Source organism: Pectobacterium sp. A5351, assembly GCF_028335745.1.
Taxonomy (GTDB): Bacteria; Pseudomonadota; Gammaproteobacteria; order Enterobacterales; family Enterobacteriaceae; genus Pectobacterium.
The window spans coordinates 4,253,776-4,278,047 of record NZ_CP116477.1; the positions used below are offsets into that span (position 1 = coordinate 4,253,776).

The 24,272-nt window shown below is 55.9% G+C and carries 22 protein-coding genes; 14 read left to right on the top strand and 8 right to left on the bottom strand.

What is annotated here, in order from left to right:
• Window positions 1-91: 91 nt before the first annotated feature.
• Window positions 92-898, bottom strand: coding sequence for a sulfite exporter TauE/SafE family protein (locus O1Q74_RS19595; protein WP_271875144.1), 807 nt, complete (start codon window positions 896-898; stop codon window positions 92-94).
• A 295-nt stretch (window positions 899-1,193) separates the two neighbouring features.
• Here O1Q74_RS19595 and O1Q74_RS19600 point away from each other — a divergent pair, with 295 nt between their 5' ends.
• The 9 genes from O1Q74_RS19600 to O1Q74_RS19640 all read left to right on the top strand — a co-directional run bounded on the left by O1Q74_RS19600 (window position 1,194) and on the right by O1Q74_RS19640 (window position 10,994).
• Window positions 1,194-1,757, top strand: a complete 564-nt coding sequence (locus tag O1Q74_RS19600) for a DNA-3-methyladenine glycosylase I (RefSeq protein WP_271875145.1) — start codon at window positions 1,194-1,196, stop codon at window positions 1,755-1,757.
• Window positions 1,754-2,188 (top strand): N-acetyltransferase, encoded by a 435-nt coding sequence (locus tag O1Q74_RS19605; RefSeq protein WP_271875146.1) that lies wholly within the window; start codon window positions 1,754-1,756, stop codon window positions 2,186-2,188. Before O1Q74_RS19600 ends, O1Q74_RS19605 begins: the two co-directional genes overlap by 4 nt.
• 176 nt (window positions 2,189-2,364) lie before the next feature.
• Window positions 2,365-3,327, top strand: coding sequence for a glyoxylate/hydroxypyruvate reductase GhrB (gene ghrB, locus O1Q74_RS19610; RefSeq protein ID WP_271875147.1), 963 nt, complete (start codon window positions 2,365-2,367; stop codon window positions 3,325-3,327).
• A gap of 303 nt (window positions 3,328-3,630) precedes the next feature.
• Window positions 3,631-5,268 carry a TIGR04028 family ABC transporter substrate-binding protein gene (locus O1Q74_RS19615; RefSeq protein ID WP_271875148.1) on the top strand — a complete coding sequence of 546 codons (1,638 nt, stop codon included), beginning with the start codon at window positions 3,631-3,633 and terminating at the stop codon, window positions 5,266-5,268.
• A gap of 27 nt (window positions 5,269-5,295) precedes the next feature.
• The gene (locus tag O1Q74_RS19620; protein WP_271875149.1) at window positions 5,296-6,240 is read left to right on the top strand and encodes an ABC transporter permease; all 945 of its coding nucleotides are present in this window, start codon (window positions 5,296-5,298) and stop codon (window positions 6,238-6,240) included.
• Window positions 6,237-7,097 (top strand): ABC transporter permease, encoded by an 861-nt coding sequence (locus O1Q74_RS19625; RefSeq protein WP_271875150.1) that lies wholly within the window; start codon window positions 6,237-6,239, stop codon window positions 7,095-7,097. Before O1Q74_RS19620 ends, O1Q74_RS19625 begins: the two co-directional genes overlap by 4 nt.
• A complete protein-coding gene (locus O1Q74_RS19630) occupies window positions 7,094-8,833 on the top strand; it encodes a dipeptide ABC transporter ATP-binding protein (protein ID WP_271875151.1) in 1,740 nt (579 codons plus the stop codon). Before O1Q74_RS19625 ends, O1Q74_RS19630 begins: the two co-directional genes overlap by 4 nt.
• Window positions 8,830-9,864, top strand: a complete 1,035-nt coding sequence (locus O1Q74_RS19635) for a putative FMN-dependent luciferase-like monooxygenase (protein WP_271875152.1) — start codon at window positions 8,830-8,832, stop codon at window positions 9,862-9,864. The genes O1Q74_RS19630 and O1Q74_RS19635 overlap by 4 nt, the downstream gene beginning before the upstream one ends.
• Entirely contained in the window at window positions 9,861-10,994 is a 1,134-nt protein-coding gene (locus tag O1Q74_RS19640; RefSeq protein WP_271875153.1) for an alkylhydroperoxidase domain protein, read from the top strand. Before O1Q74_RS19635 ends, O1Q74_RS19640 begins: the two co-directional genes overlap by 4 nt.
• Window positions 10,995-11,044: 50 nt before the next feature.
• Here O1Q74_RS19640 and O1Q74_RS19645 read toward each other — a convergent pair whose 3' ends face one another.
• Window positions 11,045-11,950, bottom strand: a complete 906-nt coding sequence (locus O1Q74_RS19645; protein WP_271875154.1) for a siderophore-interacting protein — start codon at window positions 11,948-11,950, stop codon at window positions 11,045-11,047.
• Window positions 11,951-12,205: 255 nt separating this feature from the next.
• Here O1Q74_RS19645 and O1Q74_RS19650 point away from each other — a divergent pair, with 255 nt between their 5' ends.
• Complete coding sequence (locus tag O1Q74_RS19650; RefSeq protein ID WP_010281712.1) at window positions 12,206-12,457, top strand: type II toxin-antitoxin system Phd/YefM family antitoxin; 252 nt, start codon at window positions 12,206-12,208, stop codon at window positions 12,455-12,457.
• On the top strand, window positions 12,454-12,741 hold the full coding sequence (locus O1Q74_RS19655) for a type II toxin-antitoxin system RelE family toxin (protein WP_271875157.1): 288 nt from the start codon (window positions 12,454-12,456) through the stop codon (window positions 12,739-12,741). Before O1Q74_RS19650 ends, O1Q74_RS19655 begins: the two co-directional genes overlap by 4 nt.
• Window positions 12,742-12,835: 94 nt before the next feature.
• On the opposite strand, the gene gorA is transcribed toward O1Q74_RS19655, so the two are convergent.
• Window positions 12,836-14,188: a glutathione-disulfide reductase gene (gene gorA / locus O1Q74_RS19660; protein ID WP_271875158.1), complete on the bottom strand. Its 1,353-nt coding sequence runs from the start codon at window positions 14,186-14,188 to the stop codon at window positions 12,836-12,838.
• Window positions 14,189-14,316: 128 nt separating this feature from the next.
• Window positions 14,317-15,159, bottom strand: a complete 843-nt coding sequence (locus tag O1Q74_RS19665) for a 23S rRNA (adenine(2030)-N(6))-methyltransferase RlmJ (RefSeq protein ID WP_271875159.1) — start codon at window positions 15,157-15,159, stop codon at window positions 14,317-14,319.
• A 401-nt stretch (window positions 15,160-15,560) separates the two neighbouring features.
• On the opposite strand from O1Q74_RS19665, the gene O1Q74_RS19670 reads away from it, so the two are divergent.
• Window positions 15,561-15,854, top strand: coding sequence for a DUF2623 family protein (locus tag O1Q74_RS19670; RefSeq protein WP_271875161.1), 294 nt, complete (start codon window positions 15,561-15,563; stop codon window positions 15,852-15,854).
• Between the two features lie 9 nt (window positions 15,855-15,863).
• Here the strand turns inward: O1Q74_RS19670 and O1Q74_RS19675 are convergent, their stop codons facing one another.
• From O1Q74_RS19675 to O1Q74_RS19690, 4 genes are all read right to left on the bottom strand, one after another.
• Window positions 15,864-16,685 (bottom strand): energy transducer TonB, encoded by an 822-nt coding sequence (locus tag O1Q74_RS19675; protein WP_271875163.1) that lies wholly within the window; start codon window positions 16,683-16,685, stop codon window positions 15,864-15,866.
• A gap of 200 nt (window positions 16,686-16,885) precedes the next feature.
• Window positions 16,886-17,875: a FecR domain-containing protein gene (locus O1Q74_RS19680; protein WP_271875165.1), complete on the bottom strand. Its 990-nt coding sequence runs from the start codon at window positions 17,873-17,875 to the stop codon at window positions 16,886-16,888.
• Entirely contained in the window at window positions 17,872-18,384 is a 513-nt protein-coding gene (locus O1Q74_RS19685; protein ID WP_271875167.1) for a sigma-70 family RNA polymerase sigma factor, read from the bottom strand. Before O1Q74_RS19685 ends, O1Q74_RS19680 begins: the two co-directional genes overlap by 4 nt.
• Window positions 18,385-18,563: 179 nt before the next feature.
• A complete protein-coding gene (locus O1Q74_RS19690) occupies window positions 18,564-21,113 on the bottom strand; it encodes a TonB-dependent hemoglobin/transferrin/lactoferrin family receptor (RefSeq protein ID WP_271875168.1) in 2,550 nt (849 codons plus the stop codon).
• Between the two features lie 358 nt (window positions 21,114-21,471).
• Between O1Q74_RS19690 and prlC the strand changes: the two genes are divergently transcribed.
• Together prlC and rsmJ are read left to right on the top strand one after the other, a co-directional pair.
• Entirely contained in the window at window positions 21,472-23,514 is a 2,043-nt protein-coding gene (gene prlC, locus O1Q74_RS19695; RefSeq protein ID WP_271875170.1) for an oligopeptidase A, read from the top strand.
• On the top strand, window positions 23,511-24,257 hold the full coding sequence (gene rsmJ, locus O1Q74_RS19700; RefSeq protein ID WP_271875172.1) for a 16S rRNA (guanine(1516)-N(2))-methyltransferase RsmJ: 747 nt from the start codon (window positions 23,511-23,513) through the stop codon (window positions 24,255-24,257). Before prlC ends, rsmJ begins: the two co-directional genes overlap by 4 nt.
• The last annotated feature ends 15 nt before the right edge of the window (window positions 24,258-24,272 follow it).

A 24,272-nucleotide genomic window follows, 5' to 3' on the forward strand; every position in this document is an offset into this window, starting at 1 on the left:
GAATGCGCCAGTATACCCTCTGACCGCAAGATATACAGCCAGAATGCGGTAACAAGTGCAAATCCCCGTCATCATCTTTCAAATTTCAGGATCAGCCTGAAAAAACGGTCTGCAGCATCTTCAGGCTCAGCAACAGCAGCAGCACCGCAAAGGCCTTTTTCAGCGTCGCGACAGGCAAACGGTGCGCCAGACGCGCCCCGACAGGTGCGGTGAAAAAGCTGACAGCGGAAATCAGAAGAACGGCAGGCAAATACACATAGCCGACGCTGTAATCAGGTAACCCGGCCACTGACCAACCGTTAATCATGTAGCCCAGCGCGCCGGACAGGGCGATCGGTAGCCCAACCGCTGCGGATGTGCCAATCGCCTGCTGAATGCGGACGTTGCACCATGTCAGGAACGGCACCGTGAGCGACCCGCCGCCGATCGCCACCAGCGCTGAAATGCTACCAATCACCAATCCCGCCAGTGAAACGCCTGCCGTACCGGGCAACTGACGCTGAGGCTTTGGCTTGATATTCAGTACCATTTGCAGCGAAACGTAGGCCATAAAACAGGAAAAAAAGATTGCCAGAGTCCGCGTCGGCAACAGCGTTGCCAGCCAGGTGGCAGCGAATGTCCCGATCAGGATGGCAGGCGTAATCCGCACCACCACTGGCCAAAGCACCGCCTGATGTTGATGATGCGTGCGCAGGCTGGAAATCGCCGTGACGACAATCGCCGCCATTGATGTTCCCAACGCCAGATGCACCAGATGTGTATTATCGACTCCCTGAGCGGCAAACAGCGCCGTCAGCACCGGCACCATAATACCGCCGCCGCCAATCCCCAATAACCCCGCCATAAAACCTACCACCGCGCCTAATGCCAGATAGGCCGCTATCCACTCCACTGCCATTCCCTGCACCCCTGTTTATGCTTTTCTTATGATCGAGTAAACAGTCTTGAGCTAATGAGCAGCCCTGAACCAATAAACAGCCTTGAGCTAATGAAATGAATAACCCGAAGCTGTTGGCAAAACATTATTCACGATTCCACGACGACTTTCCGCCCCATCCGCAAACAGACTTTCATATCTGCGAGCACGCCCGCAAAATACTGGTTGCCCATACAGGAATATAAATGCCATCATCGCACCACATTGCGATAGATCGCCTTACAATGAACGGCATCACCATCATCAGGAGAAAGGCATGCAACGCTGCGGCTGGGTGACACAAGACACCTTATATCAGGATTACCACGATAACGAGTGGGGAAAGCCCTGCATCGACAGCCAGAAGCTGTTTGAGTTACTGTGCCTGGAAGGCCAGCAGGCGGGTCTTTCCTGGATCACCGTGCTGAAAAAACGCGAACACTATCGCCGTTGCTTCCACCAGTTCAACCCTGAGCAAGTGGCACAGATGACGCAGGATGACGTAGATCGTCTGGTACAGGACAGCAGCATTATCCGCCATCGCGGAAAAATCGAGGCGATTATCACCAATGCAAAAGCGTGGGTGGCAATGGAAAGTCAGGGGAAGAGCTTCTCGCACTTCATTTGGTCTTTTGTCGAGCACCAGCCGCGTCTCAATCACCCCGCGTCACTCGCGGAAGTCCCCGCCAAAACAGACGTTTCGGATGCCATGTCCAAAGCTCTGAAGAAGCGCGGCTTCAAATTTATCGGCTCAACCATCTGCTATGCCTTCATGCAGGCGGGTGGATTGGTCAACGACCATGTCACCGACTGTTTTTGTCATCAGGAAAGCGCGTCATGATTCGCCCTTACCGCGACCCCGATCTCGCCCCTCTGATGCAGCTTTGGCTAAAGAGCACCATTCTGGCACATCCGTTTATTCGTGAAGATTACTGGCGAGAGAGTGCCAGCGCGGTACGTGAGATCTATATTCCCCAGTCGCAAACCTGGGTTGATGAGGAGCAAGGAAGCCTTATTGGCTTTATCAGCGTGCTGGAAGCACGGCTCATCGGCGCGCTATTTGTAGAACAGACCTATTATGGCAAGCAGATTGGTACGGCGCTGATCCAGCACGTTCAGGCACGGTTCCCGTTACTCAGCCTAGAAGTATATCAGCAGAATACGCGCGCCTGCCGGTTCTACCATAAGCAGGGGTTTGTTGTTGTAGAGGAAAACGTCAATCAGGATACGCAGGCCACGGCACTGATCATGCAGTGGGCCGCCCCCAGATGAGCGCTATAAGTGCGGATGTCGTACCATCGTTCATACTCTACATCGTGCAAATCCCCCATTAATCGCGGTTAGCCTTGGGCAAATGCGGGGGCGGTATCACTTGCAGTCTCTCGCCAGCTACGCGATTATTCGAGGGCTATTTCTACGTTAACTTCCTTAATCTGCTGGAGTTTGTGATGAAACCTAGCGTTATCCTGTACAAAAAAGTTGCTGACGACCTGCGCACTCGTTTGGACCAACACTTCACCGTCACTGAACTTGACGACTTTCCTGCACTCGACCACCCGGCTCTGGCAACGGCCGAAGGCATCATTGGTTCCGGTGGCAAGGTCGATAAAGACTTCCTGCAACATGCACCACGTTTACGTGCAGCCTCCACCATTTCTGTCGGTTACGACACCTTTAACGTCGACGCACTGAATGAAAAAGGGGTGATTCTCATGCATACCCCAACCGTGCTGACGGAAACCGTGGCGGATACGGTTCTGGCACTGATGCTCGCCAGCGCGCGCCGGGTCGTGGAAGTCGCCGAACGCGTTAAAGCAGGCGAATGGAAAGGTGGCGTTGACAGCGACTGGTTTGGCACAGACGTTCACCATAAAACCATCGGCATTCTGGGGATGGGCCGCATCGGTCTGGCCGTAGCACAACGTGCTCACTTTGGTTTCAGCATGCCGGTGCTGTACAACGCACGCCGCCATCACTCCGAAGCGGAGCAGCGCTTTAATGCCCGTTACTGCGATCTCGATACACTCTTGGCCGAGTCTGATTTCCTCTGTATCACGCTGCCGCTCACGGCGGAAACACATCATCTGATTGGGCGCGAGCAACTGGCAAAAATGAAATCCAGCGCCATGTTGATTAATATCGGTCGTGGTGCCGTCGTGGATGAAGACGCGCTGACGGAAGCCCTGGTGAAAGGGACCATTCAAGGCGCAGGTTTGGATGTGTTTGTCAAAGAACCATTGCCCGTCGATTCTCCACTACTGGATTTGCCTAACGTTGTGGCGCTACCGCATATCGGTTCTGCCACGCACGAAACCCGTTACGGCATGGCAGCCTGTGCTGTCGATAACCTGATTGCCGCCCTGAGCGGTCAAGTAAAAGAAAACTGCGTGAACCCACAGGTGTTGAAATAGGCTTCAGGTAGCTATGGCGCTGCGACGCACGCTCGCAGCGCTACCGACGCCCACTCAATAAGTTCACCATCACACGCGAAACGCAGCGATTTCCCGCAAAAAGCCGCTCTTTTTCCTACCTAAAAACTGGATAACCAATGCCGGTTTTGTTCTTTGCTGTTTCCTACCGCCTATGGAAGTATCGGCTGTAACGAATGGTTACCGTCCCCGCCGTATTTCCGCATTTCAGGGCGTAATCGCTCCGCATATTCACCTGATAAAACAGAACGTTAATAAAAACCATTACCTGTAGGAACAACCATCGTGGCGACTTTTTTGCATCCTCATCAAAAACTCACTCTTTTTGCCTCTCTGCTCCTTCTGGGCGGTGCGCTGAGCGTACAAGCAGCGAACGACACACCGAAAATCGGCGGCACGCTGATTTATCTGGAACAGCAGGCGCACACCAATCTCTATACGCCCGCGGGCGGGTTTTACCCAAACGGCGGCATTCTCAATCAGGTAACCGATAAACTGACGTACCAAAACCCGGAAACGCTGGAAATCGAACCGTGGGTTGCAGAATCCTGGAGCGTCAACGCAGATAACACCGAATACACATTCAAGATTCGTCCCGGCATTACCTTCTCTGACGGCACGCCGCTGGATGCCAACGCGGTAGCGAAAAATTTTGATACCTACGGCTTAGGAAATACGGCGCTCAACCAGCCAATTTCAGAGGTCATCAATAACTATCTGCGCAGCGAAGTTATCGACCCGCTCACCGTGAAGTTTTACTTTAAGAAGCCATCTCCAGGCTTCCTGCAAGGCACCTCGGCCATCGGTTCCGGACTGGTTTCGCTCAGTACGCTTGAGCGCAATTTCAATCAGTTAGGTAATGCCAAAAACATTATCGGCTCTGGTCCATTCGTGGTAAGCAGCGAGAAACTGGGGCGCGAGCTGAAACTGACCGCCCGTAAGGATTACAACTGGGCACCGGTTAAATCAAAACATCAGGGGCGTGCCTATCTGGACGGCATTACCTATCTGGTCACCCCGGAAGACAGCGTACGCATCGGCGCGTTGGTCTCTGGTCAGGCGGACTTCATTCGTCAGATTCAGGCTTATGATGAGAAGCGGGTGCAGAGTCAGGGCTTCAATCTTTATGCCCCACCGACGCGCGGCGTTAATAACAGCGTGGTTTTCCGCCCGGATAACCCGCTGGTCGCCGATATCCGCGTGCGTAAAGCGCTGCTGCACGCCACCAACACCAAAGAGATCATTGCTACGCTGTTCTCTGACAACTACCCACAAGCGACATCCCCCCTAGCTAAAACCGCCGCCGGCTATGTCGATCTCTCCAGCAAGCTCACCTTCGATCCCGCGCAGGCTAACAAACTGTTAGATGAAGCGGGGTGGAAAACCGGTTCGCAGGGATTGCGGCAAAAAGACGGCAAAACGCTGGAACTGACCGCTTATGAATCGCTGCCGCAACCGCAGAACAAAGAAACCTTACAGTTGGTTTCCCAGCAGTGGGCAAAAGTCGGCGTGAAGCTGAACGTGCTGGCGGGTGACGCAGGCAGCAAGACCGTCGATAGCCTCGACCCGCTGAAAACCGGCGTGGCTCCGGCGATGGTAGGCCGTGCCGACCCGGATGTGCTGAAAAGCCAGTATTACCCGACAGTGCGTAACGTTCTGCTGCAAAAAGGCGGTTCCAGCGACAAGGTGAATACCTTTGTGGATGCGCATCTGAATACGCTGCTGGATGGCATCGCCGCAGAAACCGACCGTAGCAAGCGACTGGCGCTGGTGGGAGAGGTGCAGAACTACCTGATCGATCAGGCCTACGTCATCCCCATTTTTGAAGAACCACAGGTGTTTGCTGGCGCGCCCACCACCAAAGGTATCGCGTTTGAAGCCGTGGGTCGCCCCAGCTTTTACAGCACCTGGCTGGATAAGTAACACAGAAGAAGGAAGGAGAAGATCATCATGAACCGATATCTGGCACTGCGCATCGGTCAGGCACTGCTCGTTCTGTGGGCGGCATTTACCCTATCTTTTATCCTGCTTCAGGCGATGCCAGGCGATGCCGTACTGATTAAGTTTCAAGCCCCAGAGCTCGGCCTGAGTGCCGAGCAGATTGCGCAGTTGCGGTTGTCTTACGGCGCCGATACGCCAGTACTCACCCAGTATTTTCATGCGATAACCCAGATACTGCGTGGCGATCTCGGCCTCTCTCTTCAGGCGGGCGTGCCGGTCACCGAACTGATTGCCGCGAACCTGCCGCCAACGCTGCTGCTCGCGGTACTGGGTTTTATTGCCGCTGGCCTGCTGGCGTTTGCTCTCGCCTTCTTATCGACGCTCACACCATTCCAGTGGCTGCGAAGCACGCTGCAATCGTTGCCGTCGCTGTTTATTTCCGTTCCGACCTTCTGGCTGGGCATCGTGCTGATTCAGGTCTTCTCTTTCCGTTTGGGGTTGATTCCGGTGATTAACCCCGGCGAATGGGAAGGGTTGATTCTGCCGGTTCTCACGCTGGCACTACCGATCTCCGCCCCGCTTGCTCAGGTGCTGATGCGCAGCATCGATCAGATACAAACCCAGCCGTTTGTTGCCGTCGCTCGCGCCAAAGGAGCCAGCCGCAGCGGCGTACTCTGGCGACATATCGCCCGCAACGCCATGCTGCCCACGCTGACTATCGCTGGCCTGCTGTTGGGCGAACTGATTGCAGGGGCACTGATTACCGAAACCGTGTTTGGCCGCAATGGACTCGGCCAGTTGACGCAGGAGGCCGTGAATTATCAGGACAGCAGCGTATTGCAGGCCATCGTGCTGATTTCCGCCGCCGCCTTTGTTGTCGTCAATCTGGCCGTCGATCTGCTCTATCCCCTTCTCGATCCGCGCCTGAAAAGCACGTCAGGAGCCACGTTATGACTACCGTACAACTGGAAAAAATCACCTTTCCTCTTCTGCGTAAGCGGCCGCTTCTGCGTCGCTACGCCTTTCAGCCGGGGTTGGTGCTGGCCTGGCTGATTATGCTGACCGTCGCACTCTGGGCGCTGTTTCCCGGCTGGTTTACTGACTATAGCCCGACGGAAGGCATCGCGGGCGCACAGCGGCTGGCACCTGACGCCGACTACTGGCTCGGCACCGATCAGCTAGGGCGTGACCTCTATGCACGTATCGTTTATGGCGCGGTGCACTCACTTTCTGGTGCGGTCATCGCCGTCGGGCTAGGTTTGGTGCTCGGCAGCCTGTTCGGTCTCTTGGCGGGTGCCGTTGGCGGCTGGCTGGATAGCGTCGTAATGCGCAGCATCGACGTGTTGCTGGCCATCCCCGGCCTGCTGCTGGCACTGAGCGTCATCATCCTGTTGGGTTTCGGCACGGTTAACGCTGCGATTGCCGTGGGCGTCACCTCCGTCGCCAGCTTCACCCGACTGGTACGTTCAGAAGTACTACGCGTGCGCCACAGCGACTACGTCGAAGCCGCCTATGGCAGCGGCGGCACCTTTTTCAGCGTGTTATGGCGGCATATTCTGCCGAACTCACTGACCACCGTTTTCGCTTTTGCCGCGCTGCAATTCGGCAGCGCAATTCTGGCTATCTCCACACTCAGCTTCCTCGGCTACGGTGCGCCGCCGCCCACGCCGGAATGGGGACTGCTGATCGCCGAAGGCCGTAACTACATCGCTACTGCGTGGTGGCTAACCACCTTCCCCGGTCTGGTGGTGGTACTTGTTGTGCTATCCGCTAACCGCATCAGCCAGTCAATCAGGAGAACGGCACGATGAGCCTGTCAGCCAGCCTACAAACCAGCGCCGCGGTGCCCGTGTTGGCTCTGGAGAACGTCACGATTGCCTATCGCAGTGACGATCGCGAGCAGACCGTCGTGGAAGGCGTCTCTTTCCATATTCAGCCCGGTGAAGTCGTCGCGCTGGTGGGGGAATCCGGTTCAGGGAAAACCACCACCGCGCAGGCGGTTATCGGTTTGCTGGCCGAAAACGGTCGGTTAACGCGCGGCGCCATTCGGCTCAATGGCGTAGATATCAGCGGCTGGTCGCAGAAGCGGCTGGACAGCGTGCGCGGCGCGCAGATCAGTCTGATCCCGCAGGATCCCACCAGTTCCCTGAATCCGGTGCAGACCATCGGTGAGCAGGTAGACGAGATTCTGCGCATTCATCAGCGGGAAGATCGCCAGACTACCCGCCGGAAAACGCTGGCACTGCTGGAGCGCGTGGGGCTAAACCAGCCGGAACTGCGCGCAAAGCAATATCCGCACGAGCTGTCCGGCGGTATGAAACAGCGCGTCCTGATCGCCATTGCGATTGCCTTGAAACCCGCGCTGATTATTGCCGATGAACCCACCAGCGCGCTGGATGTCACGGTGCAGAAACGCATTCTCGATCTGCTTGATGAACTACGGCGCGAAAATGGGACAGCGGTGCTGTTCGTCACCCACGATCTGGGTGTGGCGGCCGAGCGTGCCGATCGGCTTCTGGTCTTCCAGAGCGGCTATATTCAGGAGCAAGGCCCTACGCTTGAGGTACTCAGCGCGCCCTCAAGCCACTATGCCCGCACGCTACTGGCTAACGTCCCGTCGCTAAACCCAACGCCGCGTCCACCGCGCACCAATACATCGGAAGCTGACAGTATTGTCTCGGTTGAAAATTTGGTGCAGACCTTCCCGTTGTCAGGACGTAAAGGGGAACACTTTCGGGCGGTAGATGACGTCTCTTTCAGCGTGCCGCGCGGCACAACCCACGCTATTGTCGGCGAATCCGGCTCGGGTAAAACCACTACAGCGCGCAGCCTACTCGGCTTTCATCACCCCAGCGCCGGACGGATTCTGATCGACGGCACCGATATCACCCACCTGAAAGGTGAAGCGCTACGGCAGTTCCGGCAGAAAATCCAGTTGGTCTATCAAAATCCTTTTGGTTCACTCGATCCGTCGCAGCGGTTATACGACATCGTCGAGGAACCGCTGCGCAATTTTAATCGCCATACCGCCGCGCAGCGGGAACGCAAAATTCATGAGATGTTCAAGCGTGTCGCCCTGCCAATTGCGTTGCTGTCGCGCAAACCGCGTGAGCTGTCCGGTGGCCAACGCCAACGTGTTGCTATCGCTCGGGCGCTGATGCTGGAACCACAGGTACTGGTGTTGGACGAGGCCGTTTCCGCGCTGGATGTCACCGTGCAGGCGCAGATTCTGCGTTTGCTGACCGAATTACAGGAATCACTCGGGTTAACGTATCTGTTCATCTCACACGATTTGGCGGTGGTACGCCAGATCGCCGACACCGTTTCGGTGCTGTATCACGGCAAGCAGCTTGAATCCGGCCCGGTGGAGCAGATCTTCGCCCAGCCCGCACATCAGTATACCCGTGAACTCATTGCGGCCATCCCCGGGCAGCAACATCCGGCTTTTTCCCGTTCGCATCACTCTCACATTCGTACTGAATCCACATTCACTCTGAAACACATTCACGCTGAAAAACATGGCACTAAACCAAGGACTGTAGAATGACAACGAAACGGCTGGGATTTTTCACGCGATTGCTGGACGACGCTTCCGCTCAGCAACGCTATCGGCTGGCGACGGAACAAATCGTCAAAGCCGAACAACTCGGATTCGACAGCGCCTGGGTCGCGCAGCACCACTTTCACGCCGATGAAGGCGGGCTACCTTCGCCGCTGGTGTTTCTGGCGCTGGTTGCCGCACGCACGCACCGCATCCAACTCGGCACCGGCGTGATTACACTGCCGATGGAAGAGCCGCTGCGCGTAGCGGAAGATACCGCCGTGCTCGATTTACTCAGCAACGGCAGGCTGGAAATCGGCGTCGGTTCCGGCGGTACACCGTCCTCATTTGCCGCCTTCGGTCACGACAGCGCACAGCGCGGGCAGATCCTCGGGCGCTATCTTGAGAAACTGCGCGCTGCGTGGCGGGGAGAAGCACTAAGCGAAGACGGTAATCAGCTCTACCCTGCCGCCCCGCATTTGGATAAGCGCGTCTGGCAGGCCACGTTTTCCATCGAAGGGGCAGAACGAGCCGGTAAAGCAGGCGATGGCTTGATGCTCTCTCGTACCCAGCCACGCCCGGAACATTTCCCAGACGCCACGCTGGCTGACCTGCAAAATCCGATGATCGACGCTTATCTGGCCGCGTTGCCCACCGGCGTCGAACCGCGCATCCTCAGCTCGCGTAGCGTTTTCGTGGCTGACGATCGACAGTTAGCGCTGAGTCTGGCAGAAAAGGGGCTTAATCGCTCCGCCGCCCGTTCCGGCACGTTCCGACCGATTTCTCACGACTCGGTAGAGGCGCTGATCGCCTCCTTCGATAGCCATGTCGGCACCGCGCAGGATGTCATCGCGTCACTTCGGGCTGACAGCTCGCTGGAACGTGCGACCGATGTGACATTCCAGGTGCATTCCATCGATCCGCCGCACGCATTGATTCTGCGTTCGCTTGAACTGATTGCCACTCAGGTGGCCCCCGCGTTGGGCTGGAGATCCGCCGTCAAACAGAAAAGCCCGCTCGGGCAGGAGATTGCATGACGCACGCTAACACATTACACACCCCTGACGTACTGGATGCACTGGCCGAAATCGGCCCGGATTCCGCCCTCGCCGCAGCCAGAAAAACCCGCGATGCAGCAACCCGACACACTCAGGGCAGCTACGATGTGCTGTTTAATGCCAACACCGCAGACGATGCAACACTGCCGCTATCGCTGCGCTTCTGGTTTGCCGCAAAGATTAGTGGCTGGCAGCAGGATGAGCAGCTACAACATTTCTATGCCGAGCGGCTGGCAGATTTCCTGGAACCCACGCTGACACCGGCACTACAGCTAGCGTTGGATCACGCCGAACGCCTGACGAAAACGCCCGTGCAGGCCGCAGCGCCACACGTCACCGCGCTGGAAAAAGCAGGCTGGTCGGTAAACGATATCGTGACGCTGTCTCAGCTCATCGCATTTGTGAATTTTCAAAGCCGGCTGCTGCGCGGCTATCGCCTGATTGCCGGCCATCGCGTCGGCCAGCCGCATTCACAGGCCGCCGTCGCGGGTCAGTGGCATACCCAACCGTTGACGCACAGCGGCAAATCTGCACCGCAGGCGTTTACTCAGGCAGAGCTGGGTTGGGAACCATGGATCGCGCCCAAGCCGCTGGCCGAATTTAATGCGGATGAGCAGGCGATTCTGGCGCGTTTCGGCCACACCGATTCCGACTATTTTCGTTTGCTAGGCCGCAATCTCCCGGTACTGGAACAGCGCACGCTGACGGATAAAGGGATTTTCTATACCGCTGGCGGCCTGCCGCGCAAGGAGCGCGAACTGATCGCCGCTGTCACCAGCAAGGTCAACGGCTGCATCTACTGCGCCTCGGTACACGCGCGTAAAGCCAGCCAACTCTCCAAACAAGACAACGACGTACAGCGACTGCTGGATGTGGTTCCCGGTGGCGATTTAGGTATCGGCCAAAGTCCGCGCTGGCAGGCGATTATCGATTTCTCGGCTCGCCTTTCCGCCACACCCGCGCAGGTCAACGCAAACGACCTGAAGCAACTGCAAGAGCAGGGGTTAGATACGCTGGAGATCGTCGATGTGGTGCAGTCAGCCGCCTTCTTCTCATGGGCCAACCGACTGATGCTGACACTAGGCGAACCGTTCTGGCCAGAGCATTAATCCTATTCATGCATAAGCGCAGGAGGGAATATCCCTCCTGACGTTTTCTCTTAGCGGTGCGACCAGTAAGCCATAAAGTTGATCGTCTCTTTATCGAGATGGCGCTCGTCGAGCAGATAGCGGCGCAGCCGTTTGATGGCAGAAGACTCTCCCGCTGCCCAGGCGTAAAACGGACGATGCGCCGTTGCCCGTTCCCATAATAGCTCGTCTTCCGGCGTTTCCTGTGCGATTTCATCATGGTTGGTACAGGCGCTGGCGGGAATCTTCACGTCCTGTTGCACCGCAGCCAGCAGGCGTTCGCCCCATACTGTGCTACCGGTTTCCTCACGCGGCAGCCAGTGAATCGGAGCAAACGGGAAATCACCCGATGTCACGCAGTCAGCCGCTTTCGGCACTTCAAAAAAAGCCTGTACCGACGGCGGAGAAGGCTGAGTCGCCAGTTGTTCAAGAATCCCCATGGCCGCTGGCAGCGCCGTTTCATCCGCAATCAGCAGCACTTGTTCAACGCCCTCGTGTGGTGCCCACTCATAGCCGCCGCTGTCGCCATCGGCCTCTGCATTGGGTGCGACAATCTGTAGCGTATCGCCCGGCTTAGCATGATTCGCCCAGCTTGAGGCCGGCCCGGTATCGCCATGCAGCACAAAATCGATTGTTGCCTGCTGTAACTCGCGTGAGACAGAGCGCAGCGTATAGGTACGTAAAATCGGACGACGCTCGCGCGGTAGCGCCAGATAGTCCTGATACCAGGTATCGCTCACGGCCATCGGCGTCAGCTCCCCGCTTTCACTGGCGAACAGCAGCTTGATGCGCTGATCCGGCGCGTCCAGTTTCATCTGGCGCACTTCCGGGCCGGTAAACACACAGCGAGCTAATGAAGGCGAGAGTAACGTCTTACTCTCTAAGCGTAAGTTGAACAACCGATAGGCTGAAGACGTTGTACGGGTAGCTAAAGACATAGTGAGAAAGCCGTATGTTTTGTAAGGAAAAATCAGTCAGCGGGATAAAACCCATTACCGCAACTTACCATAAACAAAACACTAACGATAATCATTATCACCATTCAGGTGAATGCCGTGATAAAAGCAGCATTGTCTTCACAACGTAGGCAGGAGGCCACTCGGAGCGGGCATAAAAAAACCATCAAAAGACTTGTTAACAGGTCTTCGATTGCTTATTTTAAAGACCTATTAACCGGTCATTAGAGGTCTGTCATGCCGAATATTATATTGAGTGATACCAGTGCCAGCGTCAGTGAGCTGAAAAAGAATCCAATGGCGACGGTCAATGCTGGTGATGGCCTGCCTGTGGCTATCTTGAACCGCAACCAGCCTGCGTTTTATTGCATTCCTGCGGATCTCTACGAAAAAATGCTGGATGCGCTGGACGATCAGGAATTGGTTAAGCTGATCGGCGAACGTAAAAACCAGCCGCTGGTTGACGTGGATTTGGATAGTTTCCTATGAGTTATAGCGTCAAATTCAGGGAAGATGCGCTAAAAGAATGGCTCAAGCTCGATAAAACCATTCAGCAGCAATTCGCCAAAAAACTAAAAAAATGCTGCGAAAATCCCCATATTCCTTCGGCAAAGTTACGAGGGATGAAGGACTGCTACAGAATAAAGCTCCGAGCGTCAGGCTTTCGTTTGGTTTATGAGGTTATTGACGACGTATTGGTTATCGCCGTGGTGGCGGTAGGCAAACGTGAGCGCAGTGGCGTTTATCATCTGGCAAGTGAGCGGATGAGATAGTCGCGTTAGGCTGAGCATAAAAAATGCTGGCCAAATAGTTCACTATTCAACCAGCATGTTTTCGTTTTCCAGAAAAGCTGTAGACCCGCCTTCTTTACCGCATCGTGACAAACTCTTCCGACGCTGTTGGGTGGATGGCGACGGTGTTGTCGAAGTCTTTCTTGGTCGCGCCCATTTTGACGGCGACCGCAAAACCTTGCAGCATTTCGTCCATACCAAAACCGATGCCGTGAATGCCGACGATTTTTTCCTCTTTACCCACACAAACCAGCTTCATGCGGCACGGCTGGCGGTGCTGCGTAACGGCGGTGTACATCGCGGTGAAGGCAGATTTATACACTTTCACCTGATCGTCACCATACTGTTCACGCGCCTGTGGCTCGGTCAGTCCGACAGTACCGATCGGCGGGTGGCTGAAGACAACGGTCGGGATGTTGCTGTAGTCCAGATGCTCATCCGGCTTGTTGTTAAACAGGCGCTCGGATAAACGACGCCCCGCTGCCACGGCAACCGGCGTTAGCTCAACCGCACCAGTGTTATCGCCAACGGCGTAAATGCCAGGAACGTTGGTGTTCTGGAATTTATCGACGTTGATGTAGCCTTTGTCGTTCAGTTCCACACCGGTGACGCTTAGGTTCAGGTTATCCGTCGCGGGTTCGCGGCCAATCGCCCAAATCAGGCAATCGACGGTTTGTGACTGACCGTTTTCCAGTTCCAGCGTCAGGCTGCCATCCGCATTCTTCACAATCGCTTTCGGGATCGATTCGGTATGCAGCGTCGGCCCTTCGGTGTTCATCACTTCCACCAGCGTATCGATAATCAGCGGATCAAAGCTGCGCAGCGGCGCGTGCTTACGCACAAACAGGTGAGTTTCAGAACCCAGTCCGTTCAGCACGCCAGCAACCTCTACCGCGATATAGCCTGCGCCAACAATGGCAGTGCGCTTCGGCAACGCATCCAGCTCAAAGAAACCGTCGGAATCGATACCGTACTCTGCGCCAGGAATGTCAGGGTGAACCGGACGACCGCCCGTCGCGATCAGGATATGGTCAGCCGTAATTTTCTCACCGTTCACTTCCACCGTGTGCGCATCGACAAAGCGGGCAAAACCGTGGATGACATCGACCTTGTTCTTACCCAGCACATTATCGTAAGACTGGTGGATGCGATCGATGTAGGCGCTACGGTTCTTGACCAACGTGCCCCAGTTAAACTGGTTCACCGTGGTGTCAAACCCGTAATCCGGCCCGTACTGATGGATCGCTTCGGCAATCTGCGCCGCATGCCACATCACTTTCTTCGGCACACAGCCGACATTGACGCAGGTGCCGCCCAGATATTTTGCTTCGATCAACGCACATTTTTGTCCATACATCGCCGCGCGGTTGATAGACGCAATACCGCCGCTGCCGCCGCCAATAGCAAGGTAGTCATAGTGTTTGGTCATCAGTGTATCCATGCTTAAGTGAATAAAATTTGCCTAGAGTGTAACGCCAGAGCCATACGCCTCATAAAGGTTATGCCTATGGTTGCGATAGGAAAAACTGACCGTGTTTCCCACCACAACCGTGCGTATTACTCCGGTACGATTTGCTCCACCAGCGTATGGCCGGTGCCTTCCGGTACCAGCACGCTATGCAGCCACGGCAGCACGCTCTTCATCTGCGCTGCCAGCTTCCACGGCGGGTTAATCACAATCATGCCAGACGCCGTCATGCCGTAGCGATCGCTGTCCGGCAGCACCGCCAGCTCAATTTGCAGGATATTGCGAATGCCCGTGGCTTCCAGCTCTTTCAGCATACGTTTGATGTGCTGACGCAGCACCACTGGATACCACAGCGCAAAGACGCCGGTGGCAAAACGTTTATGTCCTTCCTGAATGCCTTTCACCACGGCCTGATAGTCCGTTTTCAACTCATACGGTGGGTCGATCAGCATGAAACCGCGGCGGGAAAGTGGCGGCAACTGGGATTTCAACTGCTGGTAGCCATCGTCACGCAGCACTTTGGCGCGCGAATCTTTCTGAAATTCATTGCGCAGTAGCGGGAAATCGCTGGGGTGCAGCTCGGTCAGATGAAGTTTGTCCTGCTCACGCAGCAGCTGGCGCGCAATCAGCGGAGAGCCAGGGTAATAGCGCAGCTGTCCATTATGGTTATAGGTGCGCACCGCCTGCATGTAAGGGTCGAGTTCAGCCGGAATATCGTCACGCTGCCAGATTTTCGCGATGCCATCCAGATACTCCCCCGTGCGCTCAGCATGTTCGCCGCTGAGCTGATAGCGGCCAGCACCCGCGTGGGTATCCAGATACAGGAAAGGTTTTTCTTTCTCTTTCAGGGCAGTGATGATCAGGCTCTGAACGGTGTGTTTCAGCACGTCGGCGTGATTGCCGGCATGGAAACTGTGGCGGTAACTTAGCATGCTTGCTTTCCGGTGAAGTTTTCATAAATAACGTCGATTAACTGACAGTATATACTTTAAATAATTCGAGTTTCAGGCAAGCGGCAAGAGAAAGACAAATTCGTCGGGAACGAATTTGTCCAGCCAACGCACATGCAACTTGAAGTATGACGAGTATAACCGTCTGCGGCAGAAAATATCCCACCAAACGCGCCTCCCAGCGAACCGGCTGTTTTTATCTTCTTAAATCAGTAAATTGTGAAAAATGCTCATTTTTCGTTCGATTAGATGCTACCGATATTCAGGCAGAAGAAGTATGTGTATACCCCAGGGAGCATCGGGAATAATTTTCAACAGATCTGGTGAGTGATAAATAAGCGTTATATCATTAAATATATAACGATCATTCACGGAGCACTATCATGGGAAACCATTTTGAGCGGGGCGTCCTCGCTGGGCTGAGAGCCGCCAGCCCAAAATCTACCAATGACATCCACCCTTACTGCTACGATTATCGGCGCGGCTATATCTGCGGCTATGCTCACAATCTGGCGGAAACCAAAGGTGACCGTCAGCAGGCCGCCTTTGAAGCAGGGCTGTTGTCACGCCGCTACGGGCTGGAACGAGAGAGGGTCGCAGAGTTCTTTACTGAACAAGGCAACCCATATGCGATTCGGTTTTTTTATGCAGGCTATGATGCCCACATCGCACGCTAGTTCATGCCGTTAGCGGCTGGCTTCCCGTAAATCGAAGCTAATGGGGATCGTGATGGTGAGTTGCGCGTTATCCCCAATCACTTCTGCTGGCGGAGCCGGAAGTGGCTGTGCACGTTGCGGTAAGGCGACAGACTCCTTATCCAGCGGCATCACCCCGCTGCTGCTGGCTAACGAGACAGCCAGCACATTTCCGGTTCGATCTAACGTCACGCGAATCTGAGCGACGCCCTGTAATCGCTGCCGCGCCGCCTGCACAGGGTAACGCTTATAGCGGCTCAGGTGTGCCAGCAGCTTACTGCTCCAATCCACCACGCCTTTACGCATTTGCGCGGCATCGCTGTTATAGGGTGCAGCGACTTGCTGACTGCTGCCCGGCAGCGGTGCGCTGGTCACGGGAGCGGGCGGTTTTTCTGATGGTGCAATCTCTTCCTGCGGCGTCATCTCCTGTACCGGCTTCTCCCTTTTTTTCTGCACTTTTTTCTGCGGCTGCGGCTTTTCCTTTTGCGCCGTGGCAATCACTGGCTTGAGTGCAGGCGCAAGCGGTGGCTCATCCTGCGTCATTTTCTCCGGTTCGGCTGACGCCTCTTGCGGCGTAGACAGCGTCTGCTGCGGGCCGACAGGTGCATCCTGAGGGCTGGGCGTGGACTGCACGCTATCCGCCACCATTAACATCATGGCGGGCGGCGGTGCCTCAATGGAGGAATCAAGCGCATGATAGCTAATCCAGACAATCAGCCCTGCATGTAGCGCCAACGCCAGCAGCGAACCGCTCCCCCAACGAACCGTCGTGGCAGGCCGAATCGTATTGTATTTCAGCGTCTGTGCAACCATTAGCCTACCGCCCCGCACCGTGGAGACAGGGGAAACAAACTCAATGAATGGGGTTTCAGGAAGATCATCATGCGTTCTTCATCACATCGTTAGGCATAAAAAAGCAACTGATAATGGTAGGTCGTTCAACGACAGAGATCGGGCAGAAAAAAAGTGAAAACAGCATAAAAAGTAATGTTATTACGTTTTGGCAGGATATTTTATCGCGCAGCAATCTGAACCCAGTAACGAGAAAAATAACGCACCTGCACCGGAAGCGCCTCCACCAGCGCGGCTAAAATATTATCGGTATCCGACAGCGGGAAGACGCCGGAAAACCGCAGACTCTCCACCTCCGGCTGGCAGCGAATCACGCCGCTGCGGTAACGGCTCAGTTCATCAACAAAATCCACCAGACGCTGATTATCCGCCAGCAGCTGTCCTTTCACCCACGCAGGCTCGGCCTTCGCCGTCTCTATCTGGCCGCAGCGTTGCGTAGTGAACGTCGCGGTCTGCCCGCTTTTTACCACTTGTACATCCTGGCCATTCCGCTGCGGATGAAGCCTCACCGCACCGTCATACACCGCCACCTGCGTATGCTCATCCTGCACGCGCAGATTGAAACGCGTCCCCAGCGCCTGCACCTTTCCCTGTGCCGTCGTCACGATGAAAGGGCGCGGATACAACGCGGCCTTCTCTGCCTGACCGGTTTCGATCATGACTTCACCGCGAATCAGCGTGAGCTGGCGTAGATCGTCGCCGTAGGCCACATTCAGCGCCGTCTGCGTATTCAGCAGCAGCGTCGTGCCATCGTCCAACACCGCATGGCGCTGTTCACCGACCTGCGTCTGGTAATCCGCCGTCAGCGACTGCCAGAGGCCGGTGCGCGATCCAGCCACGCCAGCGCCTCCAGTCAGACAGAGAACAGCCAGCGTTTTGAGCACGCTGCGGCGCGGCATACCGTTAAGCGTCGACAGGCTCTGATGGGCAGCCCGCGCGTTAAGCTGGCCCAAATTGGCACACACGAATTCAATATGCTGCCACGCCTGTTCGTTATCCGGCGAAGCATCTCGCCAGTGCTGCCACTCACAGCGATCCTGTTCTGTAACGCTGTCGGACATCAGTTGCGTCAGCCACGCCACCGCTTCACGTGCGCTGTCCGGCTGAATCGGCAGCCCCTGTCTGTCACGATAAAAAGTGCGATCGTTCATAGCGGCAGCGCAAAGAAACACTGGAGATTGGCGCGTTGCAGATACTGCTTCACTGAACTGCTGGAAACGCGTAAACGTTCGGCGATATCGCTGTAGCGCATACCGTGGAGGTGTGCCAGTAAAAATGCTTCCCTGACCGGCGCGGGCAGGCCGTCCAATGCAGTATCAAGCTGTTCAAGAATTTCGAGGGTTAGCAGACGCGTTTCCGGGGATGGCATACAAACATCCGGCTGCGTACTCAACGCCTCCAGATAGGCATCTTCAATCTTTTTACGACGATAATGATTGGCGACTAAACGGCGCGCCACGGTGGCCAGAAACGGGCGCGGCTGGCGAATCGTGAGCAGCTCCGGGTTCATCAGCACGCTAAGGAACGTGTCCTGTGCCAGGTCTTCCGCGTGCTGGGCACAGTCCAATTTATGGCGCAACCAGTTATACAACCAGCGGTGGTGATCGAAGTAGAGCTGTTGAGCAAAGTCATTAACGCTGGCCGTCGCTTTCCTCACCATCGAACTTTACTCCAGAGCGCCATTTAAATATAAGAATGATAATCGTTCTTATTTATGTTTTTTCACTCTGACTGTCAAGTTCCGAAACGGAAATTATGCAAATTTGCTGAATTTGCATTACGTCCCTGTAACACACCCTCGCTAACGGGCGGACAGGATATCCGCCCCACATACCGCGACTAGAAACGTTGTAACACGCTGATTTTTACATTGCGCCCTACGCCGGACACGGATTCGCCCAGATACGGGTAGTAATCGGTATTCAGCAGATTATCAACCGTCACCCGTGCCTCAAATCCTTTTATCGCCTGCGGCTGCCAGCTTGCGAACAGGCCATGCAGCACATATCCCTTACTCTTCGGTAACGCCCAAATATCGGCCAGTGGATCGCCATCGGCAGGTGAACGATCCTGCTTACGCACAAAATCCCCCGTCCAGCCTACCGCCATATCCAGGCTCGGAATTTTGGTGCCCAGCGTAGCGTGTGCTGTGGTTGGCGGGATTTCAGCAATCCAGGTTTTATTGCCCCACGGGTTACGTGGTGACGCATCGCGCTCGCCGCGAATCGAGGAGAAGGACAGGCTGCCAAACAGCCAGCGGCTGTCGTAGAAGGATTCAATCTCAACCCCTTCGATGGTATAGCCTGGCAGATTACGATAGTTAGAGAGCGGCTGCCCACAAGATGATGATGTACCGCTCTGCGTCTGCGCTTCACACAAGATACCGCGACGGTAGAAAATTTCGTTTTTCCCGCGGTTACGGAACAGCGTGGTGCGGATTTGTAGACTGTCCTCTTCCTGCATCAGGTTATTGAAATCGAGTATCGCTCCCAAACGAAATGCTTTGATGCTTTCCACTTGCAGATTACGACTGGTTCCCGGCACGCTAGACGCCGCAGATTGCACTTCATATTGCTCATCGACGACAGGCGCGCGCCAGGTACGGCTGGCATCGGCAAAGAGCGAGAGGTTATCCGTCGCTTTCCACAACGCCCCAATACGCGGTGACCAACCAGTATAAGTCACGCTGCTGTAGTCATGCCCCGCGGCTGGAATGCTGCTGTTATAACGTGGCGCAAAGTTAGGTTTCCCCGTGTTCGTCACATGGTCATATCGCACGCCCGGCGTAATTGTCACGCTGCCCAGCGTCACCGCATCCTGTACATACAGGCTGCGGGTTTCCTGATCGCCCGCTGGCATGTAGTAAGGCTGGAAATAGCCATAGTTGTAGCTAGCATTGTTCTTTTCTGACGGATAGTAGATAAGTGTATTGCGCTTATGCTGGTGCCAGCGCATCCCCACCAGCAGCTTATGATCGAGCGGGCCGGTGGAGAACTGGCTTTCATTACTGACTTCCGCGAGCTGATCTTTATAGCTTACCCAGCTTTCATTCCCCAGCGTGCCCAGATAGCTACCCTGCGAAGCTGAATCAGGACGTCTATCGTGCTGTTCAGTTTTCGATGTCGCAAATGACGCCGTCAGATTCAGCCACGGCTGATCCTCTGGCGCAATGTTCCATTTCAGCGAGTAGTTTTTATCGATCTGATCGCGGTAAACCAGCTTGCGCCGCCAGGCCTCTTCCCAGCCATAGCGATCGATTTCCGACTGCGTAGGCGTCGCCATATCGTCACGCTTAGCGGCAAATGGCTGCCAGCCGTCAGATTCGGAGCGCATGGCGGAGAGCGTCAGCGTCTGAGCATCCGTCAGGTAGATGTTGGTCTTCAGTAAGTAGGACGCCATGTCGCTGGTGGAGTAGACAAAGCGCGAGCCATCAGGGCGTTCAATATTGTCGCCATCGCGCTTGCTCATGTAGAGCAGGCCGTCTGCCATCCCCTCTTCCGTGCGGCCATACAGCGCGCCGCTGTAGATATTTTGCCGATCGTTAGTGTGATAGCTGTATTTGACCATCCCACCGAAATTTTCACCCGGCAACAGCAGGTCGCTGGCGTCTTTGGTATCAACATGAATGGTGCCGCCGAAGCCACCGTTACCGCTGCGAATATCATGCGGCCCTTTATCGACATCGATCCGCTTAATCAGCTCAGGCTCAATAAATACCGAGCCCTGACGGTATTTCTCAAAGCCTTTCGGCGCACCGTCCAGCACGACTTTGACGTCTTCCATATCGCCCATGCCCCAGATGTTCAGGCTCTGGCCTCCCGGACGGGGAGATCCGGCCATCGAGACGCCGGGGAGTTTATCAAGCAGGCTGGCAATATTATCAGCCTGCACGCGATCAACGTCGGCCTGACGCAACACGGAACGTCCGGCGGCGGCGCTGTCCGAGGTGCCACCAACCACCGACAGCGTCGGGATCATCAGGCTGCCGTCGCTTCCCTCGGCGGCAAGCGCGGATTCCAGCCGATAGCCTGTGGCCGTCTGTACCGCACTCAGCCCCGTTCCCGCCAGCGCGGCCGCGAAAGCGGCCTGAACGGTATAGGTTCCCTGCACACTCCCGCTGGTTTTATTCTGCGTTTGATCGGGAGAAAACGTGAGAATGACATTGGCGCGGCTGGCAACAGCCTGTAACGAGGATCCTAGCGGCCCCGCCGGAATGGAAAACGTCATGGCCGGTGCCACCGCCAAGGCGGCCGTTTCCGCCGCCAGCGCCGAACTGACCGTTCCGGTACTCAATATCAACACGCCAGACAGTGCCAGATGCACTGCCCGTGCCACCGTTAAGGCAGGTTTATGCGCGATGCACCCGCCATCATGATTGTTTATCGCCATTGTCATTCCCCTGAAATATTGAAAAAAAAGACACATCAAGTAGGTCACGCGAAAAACAAAATCGGGCAGGAAAAGTGCAAAAATTTTCAGGAAAACCTCTTCAACGCGACGTGAGCAGCCGTGTTCAGGCGCCCAATGGGGCTTCTCCGCAACCGCAAAACGCACCTTCGGCAACGAACGGCAACCCCTCCACCATTGATTTTCACGGCGCTTGACCCCATCTTAGTCAGTAATCCGCAGTAGATATCCGCCTTGCCGAATTTCTCTCTGTAACGGATTGCCCGCAGCAGCCAGTCTGGAACGGCAAAACGAAGAATCGATCGGCAACGAGATCACCCACAATTATCAGGACGGCACCATGACGAATCCATTACTGACCTCATTTACCCTGCCCCCGTTCTCCAGCATCAAAACGGAAGATATTGTCCCTGCGGTGCAATCCGCACTGGATGAATGCCGCGAGACGGTAGAACGCGTGGTGGCGCAAGCGGGGCCGTTTACCTGGGATAATCTGTGCCAGCCGCTGGCAGACAGCGACGATCGTCTTAGCCGCATTTTTTCCCCCATCAGCCATTTGAACGCCGTGAAGAACAGCCCGGAGCTGCGCGGTGCTTATGAGCAATGCCTGCCGCTGCTGTCTGAACACAGCACCTGGGTCGGCCAACATGCCGGTCTCTATCAGGCCTATCGCAGCCTGCGCGACGGCGAGCACTACGCTGCGCTGAGCGTGGCGCAGAAGAAATCCGTTGATAACGCGCTGCGCGATTTTGAACTGTCCGGTATCGGCCTGTCACCGGAAAAACAGAAACGCTACGGCGAAATTTCCGCTCGCCTGTCCGAACTCGGTTCGCAGTACAGCAACAACGTGCTGGATGCCACCATGGGCTGGAGCAAGCTGATTACCGACGTCGCAGAACTGGATGGCATGCCGGAAAGCGCGCTGGCAGCGGCCAAAGCGCAGGCCGAAGCCAAAGAACAAGACGGCTGGCTGCTGACGCTGGATATCCCAAGCTACCTGCCAGTAATGACCTACTGCACCAATCAGGCGCTACGTGAAGAGATGTACCGCGCCTACAGCACCCGTGCGTCCGATCAGGGGCCGAACGCGGGCAAGTGGGACAACAGTGAAGTGATGGCGGAAAAGCTGGCGCTGCGTCACGAGCTGGCACAACTGTTGGGCTTCGATAGCTATGCGCACAAGTCGCTGGCGACCAAAATGGCGGAAAACCCGCAGCAGGTGCTCGATTTCCTGACCGATCTGGCGAAACGCGCCCGTCCACAGGCTGAAGAAGAACTCGCGCGGCTGCACGCCTTCGCTAAAGAACACTACGGCGTGGATGAATTGCAAGCCTGGGATATCACCTACTACAGCGAGCAGCAAAAGCAGCATCGGTATTCCATCAGCGATGAACAGCTTCGCCCGTACTTCCCGGAAAACCGCGCGGTGAACGGCCTGTTCGAAGTGGTTAAGCGCATCTTTGGCATCACTGCCAAAGAGCGTAAAGACGTGGATGTCTGGCATCCGGATGTCCGCTTCTTCGATCTGTTCGATGAAAGCGGTGAACTGCGCGGCAGCTTCTACCTCGATTTGTACGCCCGCGAGCACAAACGCGGCGGCGCCTGGATGGATGACTGCGCGGGTAAACTGCGTAAAGGCAACGGCGAACTGCAAAAACCGGTCGCCTATCTGGTCTGTAACTTCAACCGTCCGGTCAACGGCAAACCGGCCCTGTTTACTCACGACGAAGTCACCACGCTGTTCCACGAATTCGGCCACGGCCTGCACCACATGCTGACCCAGATCGATACCGCCGGTGTCGCGGGCATTAACGGCGTACCGTGGGATGCAGTCGAACTGCCGAGCCAGTTCATGGAAAACTGGTGCTGGGAACCGGAAGCGCTGGCCTTTATTTCCGGCCACCACGAAACCGGTGAACCGCTGCCGCAGGAACTGCTGGATAAAATGCTGGCGGCGAAAAACTATCAGGCCGCGCTGTTCATTCTGCGTCAGTTGGAATTCGGCTTGTTCGATTTCCGCCTGCATGCCGAGTTTGATCCTGCCAAAGGCGCTCAGATTCTGCCAACACTGGCCGACATCAAAGCGCAGGTGGCCGTGGTGCCAAGCCCAAGCTGGGGCCGCTTCCCGCATGCGTTCAGCCATATCTTCGCGGGCGGCTATGCCGCAGGCTATTATAGCTATCTGTGGGCCGACGTGTTGGCAGCCGATGCCTATTCCCGCTTCGAAGAAGAAGGGATCTTCAACCGTGAAACCGGCCAGTCGTTCCTGGACAACATCCTGACTCGTGGCGGTTCCGAAGAGCCAATGGAGTTGTTCAAACGCTTCCGTGGCCGCGAACCGCAGTTGGACGCCATGCTCGCGCATTACGGCATCAAAGGATGAGCATCTGCTTAATCGCAGAAGAAGGCGCCGATAGTGGCGCCTTATCTTCTCTGGCCGCACGCTGGGGGCTGGTTTCCGATCCCGATGCGGTAATGGCGCTGGTGCTGACCGCGGAACGTCTGGAATTGCGCAAGCAGGATGAACCGAAACTCGGGGCTATCTTCGTGGATTTCGTTGCAGGAACCATGGCGCATCGTCGTCGCTTTGGCGGCGGACGCGGCGAGGCGGTCGCTAAAGCAGTGGGTATCAAAAAAGATTACCTGCCGGATGTCGTGGATGCGACGGCCGGGCTGGGTCGCGATGCTTTTATACTGGCAGCATTAGGCTGTCGGGTACGCATGGTGGAGCGCAATCCGGTCGTTGCGGCTCTGCTGGACGACGGGTTGCAGCGTGGCTATCGGGACGCAGAAATTGGCCCGTGGCTACAAGAGCGGCTGACGCTGCTACACGCGTCGAGCATGACCGCACTACGCGATATCACGCCGCCGCCGGATGTGGTTTATCTCGATCCGATGTTCCCGCATAAACAAAAGAGCGCGCTGGTGAAGAAAGAGATGCGCGTGTTTCAGTCGCTGGTTGGCGCAGATGACGACGCCGACGCGCTGCTGGAGCCCGCACGCGCGCTGGCAAAAAAACGCGTCGTGGTAAAACGACCAGACTATGCGTCGCCGCTGGCGGGCGTACCGGCACAATCCATGCTGGAAACCAAAAGCCACCGCTTCGATTTCTATCTTCCCACCTGAAAAATCTCGTCACCG